11 protein-coding genes are annotated in these 11,898 nt (G+C 72.1%); 3 read left to right on the top strand and 8 right to left on the bottom strand.

What is annotated here, in order from left to right; genetic code table 11:
* Positions 1–60 precede the first annotated feature (60 nt).
* Positions 61–1,617 (top strand): protein phosphatase 2C domain-containing protein, encoded by a 1,557-nt coding sequence (locus A6A06_RS26680; RefSeq protein ID WP_073764029.1) that lies wholly within the window; start codon positions 61–63, stop codon positions 1,615–1,617.
* 126 nt (positions 1,618–1,743) lie between these two features.
* The gene (locus A6A06_RS26675; protein ID WP_073764028.1) at positions 1,744–3,486 is read left to right on the top strand and encodes a pyruvate dehydrogenase; all 1,743 of its coding nucleotides are present in this window, start codon (positions 1,744–1,746) and stop codon (positions 3,484–3,486) included.
* A 141-nt stretch (positions 3,487–3,627) separates the two neighbouring features.
* Here A6A06_RS26675 and A6A06_RS43030 read toward each other — a convergent pair whose 3' ends face one another.
* The 6 genes from A6A06_RS43030 to A6A06_RS26645 all read right to left on the bottom strand — a co-directional run bounded on the left by A6A06_RS43030 (position 3,628) and on the right by A6A06_RS26645 (position 8,676).
* Positions 3,628–3,903 (bottom strand): ferredoxin, encoded by a 276-nt coding sequence (locus A6A06_RS43030; RefSeq protein ID WP_443333781.1) that lies wholly within the window; start codon positions 3,901–3,903, stop codon positions 3,628–3,630.
* A 65-nt stretch (positions 3,904–3,968) separates the two neighbouring features.
* Entirely contained in the window at positions 3,969–5,225 is a 1,257-nt protein-coding gene (locus A6A06_RS26665) for a cytochrome P450 (protein ID WP_073764026.1), read from the bottom strand.
* A gap of 81 nt (positions 5,226–5,306) precedes the next feature.
* Positions 5,307–6,098 (bottom strand): ABC transporter permease, encoded by a 792-nt coding sequence (locus tag A6A06_RS26660; protein ID WP_073764024.1) that lies wholly within the window; start codon positions 6,096–6,098, stop codon positions 5,307–5,309.
* Complete coding sequence (locus A6A06_RS26655; RefSeq protein WP_073764022.1) at positions 6,098–7,102, bottom strand: ATP-binding cassette domain-containing protein; 1,005 nt, start codon at positions 7,100–7,102, stop codon at positions 6,098–6,100. The genes A6A06_RS26660 and A6A06_RS26655 overlap by 1 nt, the downstream gene beginning before the upstream one ends.
* A gap of 43 nt (positions 7,103–7,145) precedes the next feature.
* On the bottom strand, positions 7,146–8,036 hold the full coding sequence (locus A6A06_RS26650) for a DUF4097 family beta strand repeat-containing protein (RefSeq protein ID WP_073764020.1): 891 nt from the start codon (positions 8,034–8,036) through the stop codon (positions 7,146–7,148).
* A 109-nt stretch (positions 8,037–8,145) separates the two neighbouring features.
* Complete coding sequence (locus A6A06_RS26645; protein WP_073764018.1) at positions 8,146–8,676, bottom strand: toxin-antitoxin system HicB family antitoxin; 531 nt, start codon at positions 8,674–8,676, stop codon at positions 8,146–8,148.
* A 533-nt stretch (positions 8,677–9,209) separates the two neighbouring features.
* Here A6A06_RS26645 and A6A06_RS26640 point away from each other — a divergent pair.
* Entirely contained in the window at positions 9,210–9,578 is a 369-nt protein-coding gene (locus A6A06_RS26640; protein WP_073764665.1) for an ATP-binding protein, read from the top strand.
* A 36-nt stretch (positions 9,579–9,614) separates the two neighbouring features.
* Here the strand turns inward: A6A06_RS26640 and A6A06_RS26635 are convergent, their stop codons facing one another.
* Together A6A06_RS26635 and A6A06_RS26630 are read right to left on the bottom strand one after the other, a co-directional pair.
* On the bottom strand, positions 9,615–10,739 hold the full coding sequence (locus A6A06_RS26635; protein ID WP_073764663.1) for a DUF2637 domain-containing protein: 1,125 nt from the start codon (positions 10,737–10,739) through the stop codon (positions 9,615–9,617).
* 196 nt (positions 10,740–10,935) lie between these two features.
* On the bottom strand, positions 10,936–11,775 hold the full coding sequence (locus tag A6A06_RS26630) for a (2Fe-2S)-binding protein (RefSeq protein WP_073764016.1): 840 nt from the start codon (positions 11,773–11,775) through the stop codon (positions 10,936–10,938).
* Positions 11,776–11,898 lie beyond the last annotated feature (123 nt).

The following is an 11,898-nucleotide window of genomic DNA, read 5'->3' as shown; positions in this document are numbered from 1 at the left end:
TCCCGCGGTGGCCCGCCGGGCCCCTGTCTCCGGGCCGCCGGCCGGTGGACAATACGCCGCATGAACCCACAGGGGGATCGGCGCCACCACGAGAACTCCTGGTGGCGGGAGTTGTACGAGGACGACAGCGAAGCGGCGCGGGACACCGGCCCCGCGACGGCCCCGGACTCGCTCGACGACCGTGTGGAATCCGCTTTCGGCGCGGTGGGCCAGGCATCCGGAGCCGGGCCCGCCGCCGGTGCCGTTCGTGAAGCCGGTGCCGGTGGTGAAGCCCGTGCCGGTGGTGAAGCCGGTGCCGGTGCCGCGGCGTCGGCCGGGCCCGGCCCCGGCTCCTGTTCCGGCGCTTCTGCCAGTCCTTCCTCCGGCCCCGAGCCGATGGCCCTGCCCGCCGCGGACCCGGCCGCGCTCGACGATCTCGTACCCGACACGGAGCTGGACGGCGCCGGGTACGGTCCGCTCACCCTGCGCGCCGTCTCGCTGCGCGGCGAGGCCGCCCGCCATCGCGCCGAGCCGCGCGGGGACGCCCTGCTCACCGCCCGGTTCGGCGCCGGACAGCACGCGCTCATCCTGGTGGCCGTGGCCACCGCGACCCCCGGCGACGGCAGTTCGTACGCGTACGGCGGCGCCCACCGCGCCGCCCGCGACGCCTGCCTCTGGATCGGCGGCGCCGTCGGCCGCAGCTACCCCCGGCTGGCCGAGGACGTCCGTACCGGCAACCGCGGCGCCCTGAAGTCCGGCCTGCACCGCCTCACCGACCGCAGCTTCGGCAAGCTCCGCGCGTACGCGGGCGAGCACGGCATGGAGCCCGGCCAGTACACGGCCGCGCTGCGCTGCCTGTTACTGCCCGTCGACCCGGCCTGCCGCACCCGGGTGCTCTTCGGCGTCGGTGCGGGCGGGTTCTTCCGGCTGCGCAACGGCGTCTGGCAGGACCTGGAGCCCCCGCCGCCCCGGGAGGACGCGGCGGACGCCCCGGCCGCCGGGTTCGGCGTCGAGCCGCCGGGTGACGAAACGGCCGAGGGGGAGGCGTGCGATGCGCAGGGGCCGCCCGGTGCCGTGCCACCGTGGCCGGTGCCGGGCGACCCCGCCCTGGACGAGCCCCGCCAGGGCGTCCCGCGGTCGTCCGACACCCGCCCCGACCTCCGCCGGCCGTCCGACACCCGCCCGGATCTGACCCGCCCGGATCTGGCCGGGCCGGATCTGGCCAGGCCGGATCTGGCCGGGCCGGACCTGACTCGTCCGGATCTGACCGGGGCGGCGCCGGACCTGGGCGGCACCCTCCCCGGCGTCCCTCCCGGCCTGCCCCGCGCTCCGTCCGGGGAGCCGTGGCGTCCGCCGTACGAGTCCGCGCCGCGGACGAGCCCCGAGCCGTTCCGCTTCCGGACCTGCGCGACCCGACCCGGCGACGCCTTGCTGCTGTGCAGCGCCGGTTTCGCGGGCCCGCTGACCGAAGCGGCCGGGTTCGCGGGCCGGCTGGCGGCCCGCTGGGCGGGCACCCCACCGGGGACGGCGGCCTTCCTGGCCGACGTCCGGCTGCACGCGGAGGGGTACGGGCAGGACCGTACGGCCGTGGCGGTGTGGGACGGGCCCGACGGGCCGGACGCGTCGGCGCCGGGGTGACGCGGCAGGCGTAGTCCGGCCGGACAGGCGCCCGGTGGAGTGGTAGAACCGAAGGAATGCCACAAAACGGGCCATTGTCGGGCGTTCGCCTGCCGCGCGGTCCAGCACCGGAGGAGCGACAGCGACATGGCGAAACAGACCGTGGCCGGGCAGTTCGTCGACATTCTGGTGCGCGCGGGTGTGCAGCGGCTCTACGGGGTCGTCGGTGACAGCCTCAACCCCGTCGTCGACGCCATCCGCCGCAACGCCGCGATCGACTGGATCCAGGTCCGCCACGAAGAGGTCGCCGCCTTCGCTGCGGGTGCCGAGGCCCAGATCACCGGCCGGCTGACGGCCTGCGCCGGCTCCTGCGGCCCCGGCAACCTGCACCTGATCAACGGCCTCTTCGACGCCCACCGCTCGATGGCCCCGGTGCTCGCGCTCGCCTCCCACATCCCCTCCAGCGAGATCGGCACCGGCTTCTTCCAGGAGACCCACCCGGACCGGCTGTTCACCGAGTGCAGCCACTACAGCGAGATGATCTCCAGCCGCGACCAGATGCCGCGGGTGCTGCAGACCGCCGTCCAGAACGCCATCGGGCTCAGCGGCGTCGCGGTCGTCTCGCTGCCCGGCGACATCGCCGACCAGGAGGCGCCCGAGCGCTCCATCGAGACCGCGCTGGTCACCTCGCGCCCCTCCGTGCGCCCCGGTGACGCGGAGATCGACCAGTTGGTCCGGATGATCGAGGACGCGGGCAAGGTCACGCTCTTCTGCGGCAGCGGCACGGCGGGGGCGCACGCCGAGGTGATGGAGTTCGCCGAGCGCCTCAAGGCCCCGGTGGGCCACGCGCTGCGCGGCAAGGAGTGGATCCAGTACGACAACCCGTACGACGTCGGCATGAGCGGCCTGCTCGGCTACGGCGCGGCCTACGAGGCCACCCACGAGTGCGACCTGCTGATCCTGCTCGGCACGGACTTCCCGTACAACGCCTTCCTGCCGGACAACGTCAAGATCGTGCAGGTCGACGTGCGCCCGGAGCGGCTGGGCCGCCGGTCCAAGCTGGACCTCGCCGTCTGGGGCGACGTACGCGAGACACTGCGCTGCCTCAACCCGCGCGTCACCCCCAAGAAGAGCCGCAAGTTCCTCGACCGGATGCTCAAGAAGCACGCCGACGCGCTGGAAGGCGTCGTCAAGGCCTACACGCGCAAGGTCGACAAGCACACGCCGATCCACCCCGAATACGTCGCGTCCGTGCTGGACGAGGAGGCGGCGGACGACGCCGTCTTCACTATTGACACGGGGATGTGCAATGTATGGGCGGCGCGCTACATCAGTCCCAACGGACGCCGCCGCGTGATCGGTTCCTTCACCCACGGATCGATGGCCAACGCCCTGCCGCAGGCGATCGGCGCGCAGTTCACCGACCGCCGCCGCCAGGTCGTCTCGATGTCCGGCGACGGCGGCTTCACCATGCTGATGGGCGACTTCCTCACCCTCGTCCAGCACGACCTGCCGGTGAAGGTCGTGCTCTTCAACAACTCCTCGCTCGGCATGGTCGAACTGGAGATGATGGTCGCCGGCCTGCCCGCGTACGGGACCGGCAACCACAACCCGGACTTCGCCGCCATCGCGCGGGCGGCCGGGGCGCACGGCGTACGGGTGGAGAAGCCCAAGGAACTGCGCGGCGCGCTGCGCGACGCCTTCAAACACAAGGGCCCGGCCCTGGTCGACATCGTCACCGACCCCAACGCGCTGTCCATGCCGCCGAAGATCAGCAAGGACATGGTCCAGGGCTTCGCGCTCTCGGCCGGCAAGATCGTGCTGGACGGCGGGGTCGGCCGGATGCTCCAGATGGCCCGCTCCAACCTCCGCAACATCCCGCGTCCCTGAACCGGGCGTCGGACGGGAGCCGGGTCTGGAGCTGGTGCCGGGGCTTAGAGCCGGGGCGGCGTGGTGGATGACTCCGCACACGCGAGAGCCCCCCCACCGGCGCGCGGTGCGGGGATCTCGGTCCGGGAAGTGCCACGGTCTCTACGAGCCCGCGGGGTCCGGGGAGTCGAGGGCGATGGCTCCGGCCGGGCAGAGGCCGGCGGCCATCCGGGCGGCGGCCCGGTGTTCGGGGGCCGGCACGGGCTGCCGCAGCACCACCAGGCCCTCTTCCTCGTCCTGGTCGAAGACCGCGGGCGCCTTCAGGGCGCACATGCCGGCTCCGACGCAGCGGTCACGGTCCACTCCGAGGCGCAGGGGCTCCACGGAGTGTCCCCAGGCCTGCGGCTCGACGGGGTGTCCCCGGTCCGGTGACTCCACGGAGTGCCTCCGGTCCGGTGACTCCACGGGGCGCCTCCGGTCCGGGGAGCCTGTGGGAAGGCCGTTCATGAGGGCTGCTCCTGGTCCCAGGTGACGGGCAGGCTGATCACGCCGTAGATGTTGGCCCGGTCGCGCAGCGGCACTTCCTGCGGCGGCACCGCGAGACGCAGGGTGGGGAAGCGGGCGAGCAGCGCCGGGAACGCGACGGTCATCTCGACGCGGGCGAGCTGCTGGCCCAGACACTGGTGGGGGCCGTGGCCGAAGGCGAGGTGGCCGGTGGCCTTGCGGTGGATGTCGAGCCGGTCGGGGTCGGGGAACTTGTGCGCGTCGCGGTTGGCGGCCTGGACGGACACGGTCACCGTCTCACCGGCCTTGATCATCTGACCTTCGATCTCGACGTCTTCGAGAGCGGCGCGCAGGATGGGGTCGGCCACGCTGAGGTAGCGCAGCAGTTCCTCGACGGTCTGCTCGGCGAGGCCCGGGTCGGCGCGCAGGGCGGCCAGCTGGCCGGGGTTGCTCAGCAGGGCGAAGGTGCCGAGGCCGAGCATGTTCGCGGTGGTGTCGAGTCCGGCGGCCAGGAGTACTCCGCCGACCCCGATCAGCTCCTCCTCCGTGAGGTCGGAGGCGGTCAGATCGCTGAGCAGGTCGTCGGTGGGTTCGGCGCGCTTGGCGGCCACGAGTTCGCTGATGAAACGGTGGACGGCCGTGAACGCCTCACTCCTGACCTCCAAGTCGGCGGACTGGTCGAAGAAGGTCGCCACGTGTTCCTGGAAGCGGTCCCGGTCGGCGTAGGGCACGCCGAGCATTTCGCAGATGACGAGCGCGGGCACCGGCCGCGCGAACGCCTCCACCAGGTCGACGGTGGGTCCGGCCTGCTCCATGGCGTCCAGGCATTCAGTCGTGAACTCCGCTACGCGTTCGCTGAGTTGACGCATCCTGCGGACCGTGAACCTGCCGGTGAGCAGCCGCCTGAAGCGGGTGTGCCCGGGGGCGTCGAGACCGAGGAAGTCGCCGGTCGTCGCCGCCGGCAGTTCTGCCGTCTCCTCCATGCCCACTATCGGCATCGGCACGTGCAGGAGTTCGTAGCGCGCGCTGAACCGGGGGTCGGACAGGACCATGCGGGCCGCGGCGTGCCCGGTGGCCAGCCAGCCTTCGTGTCCGCCGACGTAGCGCAGGCGGCGCAGCGGCTGGTCGCTCAGCGCGGTGAGGTCGGCGGGCGGGTCGAAGGGGCAGCCGGTACGCCGGTCGGTGGGCAGGGTGGGCAGGTCTTCGGCGGTAAGGGCGGCGGCGGTGGTGTCGGCGGCCGTCTGGTCGTGCGACATCGGGTCCTCCTGTGGTCTTCGGGTGAGGTGGGTGAGGCGTGTGAGGTGCACATGGGTGAAGTGGTGTGAAGGGGACGGCGGTTACCGCTTGGACCCGGCCTTGAAGGTGCGGCGCGCCCACAGGTAGCCGACCAGGCTGAGGCCCACGCACCAGGCGAGCGCGAGGACCGCGCTGGAGCCGATCCCGGTGCCGAGCCACAGGCCGCGCAGGGTCTCGATGACCGGGGTGAACGGTTGGTACTCGGCGAACCAGCGCAGGCCGGCGGGCATCGAGTCGGTCGGCACGATGGCGCTGCCGAGGAACGGCAGGAACGTCAGCGGCATCGGGATGTTGCTCGCCGTCTCGACGCTCTTGGCGACCAGTCCGATACCGGCGCAGAGCCAGGTCAGCGCCAGGGTGAGGAAGGCGAGCAGGCCGATGGCGGCGAGCCATTCGACGGGCGTGGCGTCGGGCCGGAAGCCCATGAGGAGCGCGACGCCGGTGACGAGCGCGATGCTGGTCATCGTCTGGATCACACTGCCGACGACATGGCCGGTCAGGAACGAGGCCCGGGAGATCGGCATCGTACGGAAGCGGTTGACGATGCCTTCGGTCTTGTCGACGCAGACGCTGATCGCGGTGGTCAGGGCGCCGGACGTGGCGGCCATCAGGATGATGCCGGGCGCGAGGTAGTCGATGTACGCGCCGTTGCCGGCGGGCAGGCCGCTGATGCCGGTGCCCAGCGCGCTGCCGAAGACGTAGTTGAACAGCAGCAGCATCACGATGGGCATGATGACGACAGAGAGCGTCAAGGACGGATAGCGCAGGGCCTTCTTGAGGTTGCGCCGCAGCATCGTCCTGGAGTCTCTGGCGGCGTAGGACAGGGCGGCCATCAGACGTTCTCCTTGGTCGGTGCGGCGGTGCCGCCGGGGCGGGGCTGACCGGTGAGGGTCAGGAAGACGTCGTCGAGGTCGGGGGTGTGCACGGTGAGCGACTCGGCCTGGACGGCGGTGGTTTCCAGGGTGTCCAGGACGGACCGCAGGCTGGGGAGCGAGCCGTCGCCGGGGATCTGCAGGGTGAGGGATTCCTGGTCGCGGGTGGCGATGCCGAAGACGCCCGCGGCGGTGTCCAGGCTCCGGGCGTCGGCGAACCGCACCCGGATGTGGCCGCCGGGGATACGCTGCTTCAGCTCGTCGGCGGTGCCCTCGGCGATCAGTCTGCCGTGGTCCAGCACGGCGATGCGGTCGGCGAGCTGGTCGGCCTCTTCGAGGTACTGGGTGGTCAGGAAGATGGTCACGCCGTCGTCGGCGACGAGCCCTCGGATGATCTCCCACATGGTGCGCCGGCTGCGCGGGTCGAGTCCGGTGGTGGGCTCGTCGAGGAAGATGATCCGCGGATCGCCGACCAGGGTCATCGCCAGGTCCAGCTTGCGCCGCATACCGCCGGAGAAGGTGACGGCGTTCTTGCGGGCCACCTCGGACAGGTCGAAACGGCGCAGCAGGTCCTTGGCCCGCCGCTTGCCCTCGCGCCGGTCGAGGTGGTGCAGATCCGCCATGAGGAGCAGGTTCTCCTCGGCGGTCAGCAGATTGTCGACGGCCGAGAACTGGCCGGTGACGCCGATCGCGGAGCGCACCGCGTCGGCGTCCCGGGTCAGATGGCGGCCCGCGATCCGGGCCTCGCCCGCGTCGGCGGCGATGAGCGTGGAGAGGATCTCCACCGTGGTGGTCTTGCCGGCGCCGTTGGGACCGAGCAGCGCGAAGACGGTGCCTTCGGCGATGTTCAGGTCGATACCGTCGAGCACGAGTTTGTCGCCGTAGGACTTGCGCAGCCCGGTGGCGGTGATCGCCGGCGCCGTCGTGTTCGCGACGGTGGGCGCGGATATCTGCGTGACGGTCATGCCGCGTTTTCCTTTCACGGATGAAGGGCTGGGGTACGCCTGGTCAGGCGCGGCGGATGATGACATCGCCGGTGGCGGTCCGGGCGTGCACCTCGACGGTCTCGTCGGAGTCCGCGGGGCCGTCGGCGGCGCCGAGCGAGTTGCGTACCGTGCCGAACTTGGGGTGCAGGTCGAGCCAGGCCGCGGTGCCCTCGTGGATGCCGACTTCGAGGTCGCCGACGGAGGTACGCAGGTCGATGCGGCCGCGGGCGACGTCGCCGACGCGGATGCCGCCGGTGGAGGACATCGCGTCGACCCCGGCGTGGGCGACGCCGACATCGATACGGCCGTTGGCGCACTTGGCGCCGACGTTGCCGTGCGCGGTGCCGACGGAGATGTCGCCGTTGGCGGCACTGGCCGAGAGGTCGCCGGAGACCTCGTTGATCTCGGTCGCGCCGTTGCTGTTCTTGACGGTCGCCGTGCCGGTGACGGTGCCGATCTCGATCCGCCCCGAGCCGACGACCTCGATGTCCCCGGTGGAGCGGTCCAGGCGGATGTCCCCGGTGGCGGTCCTGAGGTCGCCGCCGGCCACCTCGTCGGCCTGGACGTCGCCGAGCGAGGTCTTGAGCGTGACGTACCCGAGACGGCCTTCGCAGGAGAGGCCGCCCATGCCGGTGGTGGCCCGGACCTCGGAACCGGCGGGCAGTTCGACGCTCACCTCGATGGCGCCCGGCTTGCCGAACAGGGACCGCTTCTTCGGCGTCCTGACCGTGAGGCGGCCGCCCGAGCAGGTGACCTCGGTCTGCTGCACGGCGTGTACGTCCTTGTCGTCGGACGCGTTGCGCGGCAGCACCTCCACGACCGTGTCGGTGCGCTTGCCCGCGGTGATGCGGGCGGTGCCGCAGTCCAGCTCAAGGGTGGCGATGATCGGTTCGGGCGTTTCGAACGTAGGCATGGCTGTCCCGTCCTCTTGGCTCAAGTGGGTGAACCCGCTGGTGAGGCGGGTGAAGGGTGACGTCGGCGGGATCGGCGATCCGCCGGTGAAAGTGGGGTGGGGCGGGGGGCTAGCGGACCCAGCCGGTGAAGCTCCGGCCGCCCGTGTCCTTGCCGCGGCCCTGCGGGCTCGCGCGCTGTCCGCCGTCGAGGGCGGTGGACACGGCCCGCACCAGCCAGGCGTTGACCGACAGGCCCTCCGCCGCCGCGACGGCCTCGGCGCGGGCCTTGAGGTGGGCGGGGAGGCGGAAGTTGATGCGCGCCATGGCGCCGTCGTCGGCGTCCCCGGGCGGCGGAGGCGGCGTGGCCGTGACGGGTTCCGGGGCCGGTTCCCGCGCTTCCCGGACCGGTTCGGGGGCGGGCGGGGCCGTCACCACGAACTCCGGGTCGAGACCGCGCAGCCGTACGTCGACCGAGCCCGGCGCCAGCTCCCGTGTGACCTCGCCCATGGCGGCGGACAGCGCGTTGAGGAGGGTCAGGCGGGCGGCGGACTCCAGGGGGGCGGTGAGCCGCTCGGCGAGGGCGCGGGCGTCGTCGCCGCCCGCGTCCGCGGCGACGGCCAGTTCCTGCCGGAGGTTGTCGACGTAGGGCGTGAGGTCCATGACGCCATCATGGCACATGCATGGCGCCATGGCGAGCCAGAGTGGCGCACTTTTGGCGCTCACCTGCTTTGAGCTGGGGTTTCTTCTCTGAAACGGGGTGTCGTGGCGCCGCTTCGGGTGCGGTGTGATGCTGTGATGGTGCCATGGTGGTGCCACTCGGAGGGCGGGTTGTGTGCCACCCGGTGATCGCTCTGGTGTCACCCTTGGCGCGGCCGTCCCCGCCGTCGTCCCCGCGGCGGTCCCCGCTGCCGTCCCCGGCCGCTCCGGCGGCGCGGCCGCGGACCGGCTCGGGGCGGACGTTCTCCGAGGTGAGCCGCAGGCACATGCCTGCGGTCTGCTGTCCCGCCGTCTCGCGGGCCGAAGCATGGCACCGGGTCCGGTGGGCATGCATGACCGTGAAGCTGTTCGAGGCTACGGCACGGAAAGCGTTCGGGGCGGGGAGGATGAAGCGTCAGTCTGTGCGGCGCGAGGAGAGAGCCGGACCGGTGGACGGAAACGGTGGCGTCCGCAACGGGACCCGGCTGCCGGGGAAGATGGAGCGCACACTGCGGCGTGCCGACCTGACGGCGGTGGCCGGCGTACGCGCCGAACTGCGTCAGCTGCTGCGCCAGTGGGGGGAGTCCGAAGACGCCGACATAGCGGAACTGCTCATCAGTGAACTGGTCACCAACGCCCTCGTGCACACGAACGGGGGCGCCGTCGTGACCGCCACGGTCACCGACCGGCTGCGCGTGGAGGTACGGGACTTCGTCGGGCGGCGGCCCAGACTGCGCCCGCCGACGACGGACGGTACCTCGGGGAGGGGGCTGATGCTGGTGCACTCCCTCGCGGACGCGTGGGGGGTAAAAGCCCACGGCGTGGGCAAATGCGTCTGGTTCGAGCTGGGCGGCGGACCGGCCTGACGATAGGCCGGGGGTGCGGGCTCGGTCCGCCGCGGGTCAGCCGAACTGCTTTTCGATCTGGGCCAGTTTCTCTTCCAGGGAGTCCAGCCGGGGCAGCGCCTGGGTGTCGTCCTCGGCGGTCAGGTCCACGGTCCGCTGGTACGCGCCCGCGGGCTCAGCGCCAGGGCCGTGCACGGCCTTCAGCGCCGGCCGGGAGCCGACCGGATGCAGAGGGTCGGACCCCGCGGGCAGCGGTCCGGGCGGCAGGGATTCCGGGTCGCCGGATATTGCAGGTTCCGCGCCGGCCTGCTGCGCGGCGGCGGGGGAGCCGTGTGCCGTCGGGGCGCCCGCCGTCAGCGGCAGCTGCCGTCCGCTGCGGCCGCGGCTCCAGTGCCGGTGCTGGCGGTTGATGGCCTTGATACGGGCCCGGTCCAGCTTGTCCCGCTCCCGCCTGCGGTGACGGTTCTGCTCCTTCTGCCGCCGGTCCTCGCGTACCTCTTCGACGGCCTCGTCCAGGGTCCGTACGCCTTCCAGCAGCATCAGCGACCAGGCTCCGAAGGTCTCCCGGGGGGCCCGCAGCCACCGTACGACACGGATCTGCGGCAACGGGCGCGGCACCAGACCCTGTTCGCGCAGGGCGGCCCGCCGGGTCTGCTTGAGCGCCCGGTCGAAGAGGACCGCCGCCGACAGGGACATCCCGGCGAAGAACTGGGGCGCGCCGTCGTGGCCGAAGCCCCTGGGCGCGTGCACCCAGTTGAACCAGGCGGCGGCTCCTGCGAACAGCCAGACGAGCAGCCGCGAGCCGAGCGCGGCGTCACCGTGGCTGGCCTCGCGCACGGCGAGCACGGAGCAGAACATCGCCGCGCCGTCGAGCCCGAAGGGCACCAGGTACTCCCAGCCTCCGGAGAGGTTGAGGTTGGTCACGCCGAAGCCGACCAGCCCGTGGAAGGAGAGGGCCGCCGCCACCGCCGCGCAGCAGAACAGCAGCAGGTACGAGGCGGTGCCGTACACGGCCTCCTTGCGGCGCCGGCGTTCCTCGGTGCGCTCCCAGGAGTCTTCGCCACTCGCCGCCGCGTCGGCCGTGCGCTTGCCGCGCACGAGCACGAACACGGTGGAGAGGATGCCGACGAGCAGCAGGACTCCCGGAGCCAGCCAATTCAGCGATATATCAGTAATTCTCACCATGGGGCCCCTTGCCTCGGCGAACGCGGTTTCGCGCGACATCCTGGCGGAATCCGTCCGCTCCTCCGGGGGTTTCCGGGCAAGAGGGCGCCAAGGGAGGTGCGGGGGCCTACGGATAGGTGTGTTCGGTTCGAACTCCCTCAGGAGGAAGCGGGGTTGGGTTCGAATCTGCCGACCCGATCGGGTGGTGTGGGTGTCAGGTGGTTGCGGTGAGGCGCTTGATGCGATCCGCGTCGCACGTACGCGGGCAGGTCACACAGGTGTCCTCGGGGCGCAGCGTGTAGAACATGCAGCAGCTCGCCCGGTCCCGGGTGGGCAGTGCCGCGCCGTCCGGGCCCGTCAGCTCGCGGAAGGCGGCGCCGCCCGGGTAGGGGGCCGTGCCGCCCGGCAGCAGCCGCTTCAGCTCGGCCACCGCGCGCGGCTCCTCGCCCAGCAGGTGGCCCAGGTACCACAGGCCTTCGGCGATCTCGTCCGACACCATGCCCCACAGGGCCCGGGGCCCGCGCCGCAGGCGGGGCCGGAAGCCGTCCAGGACCGGACCGAGGTGTTCGGCGACCGCTTCCCGCACCTCGGCGCGCAGTGCCTCCTCGTCGCGGACGACCCGGGCGCCGGGCAGCTCCGCCGCCGGGTCTCCGGGCAGGCACGCGAACGAGCTGATGCGTACGGCCATCCGGCCCTGCTCCCGGTGATGGGCGACATCCCCGACGGGCAGCCGCGGCACCCTGCGGTGCAGGAACCAGGGGATGGTGATCAGCAGGCAGGCGGGCCAGGCGTAGCGGTGCAGGGCGAAGGCGGCGACGACGTCGGGGCGGGCCCGCTGCCCGTAGTCCTGCACCACCTGTGCGTCGTCCCAGGCCAGAAAGGTGTCCAGGGCTGCCGGGTCGGTGGCCAGCTCGGCGGCCGTCACCCAGCCCTCGCCCTGCGGCGCCGCCGTCTCCCAGGCGGACACCCGCAGTCCGGGGAACACTTCGGCCAGCCGGGTCCAGGCCCCGGTGAAGGGTTCGATGCGCGGCCGGGCGGCGAGCAGAGAGGCCATGCGGGACTCCACCGATATCGCGGTCGTGGGCAGGTAAGGCTTACCTTACCCGATCTTCGGTGGTTTTGAGCCGGGTTTGCACTGTCACAAGGGGCGCCTATGGTGCTGGAGGACGTGAGGAGG

Origin of the sequence: Streptomyces sp. CB02923, from assembly GCF_001905005.1 — a bacterium.
GTDB lineage: Bacteria > Actinomycetota > Actinomycetes > Streptomycetales > Streptomycetaceae > Streptomyces.
This window is presented reverse-complemented; position numbering and strand designations above follow the sequence as displayed.

What these genes read in the sequence shown, in the direction of transcription:
- A6A06_RS26680 (WP_073764029.1), top strand. Translation starts at nt 61, where the DNA reads ATGAACCCACAGGGGGATCGGCGCCACCACGAGAACTCCTGGTGGCGG.
- A6A06_RS26675 (WP_073764028.1), top strand. Translation starts at nt 1,744, where the DNA reads ATGGCGAAACAGACCGTGGCCGGGCAGTTCGTCGACATTCTGGTGCGC.
- A6A06_RS26665 (WP_073764026.1), bottom strand. Translation starts at nt 5,225, where the DNA reads ATGTCGCACGACCAGACGGCCGCCGACACCACCGCCGCCGCCCTTACC.
- A6A06_RS26660 (WP_073764024.1), bottom strand. Translation starts at nt 6,098, where the DNA reads ATGGCCGCCCTGTCCTACGCCGCCAGAGACTCCAGGACGATGCTGCGG.
- A6A06_RS26655 (WP_073764022.1), bottom strand. Translation starts at nt 7,102, where the DNA reads ATGACCGTCACGCAGATATCCGCGCCCACCGTCGCGAACACGACGGCG.
- A6A06_RS26650 (WP_073764020.1), bottom strand. Translation starts at nt 8,036, where the DNA reads ATGCCTACGTTCGAAACGCCCGAACCGATCATCGCCACCCTTGAGCTG.
- A6A06_RS26645 (WP_073764018.1), bottom strand. Translation starts at nt 8,676, where the DNA reads ATGGACCTCACGCCCTACGTCGACAACCTCCGGCAGGAACTGGCCGTC.
- A6A06_RS26640 (WP_073764665.1), top strand. Translation starts at nt 9,210, where the DNA reads ATGGAGCGCACACTGCGGCGTGCCGACCTGACGGCGGTGGCCGGCGTA.
- A6A06_RS26630 (WP_073764016.1), bottom strand. Translation starts at nt 11,775, where the DNA reads ATGGCCTCTCTGCTCGCCGCCCGGCCGCGCATCGAACCCTTCACCGGG.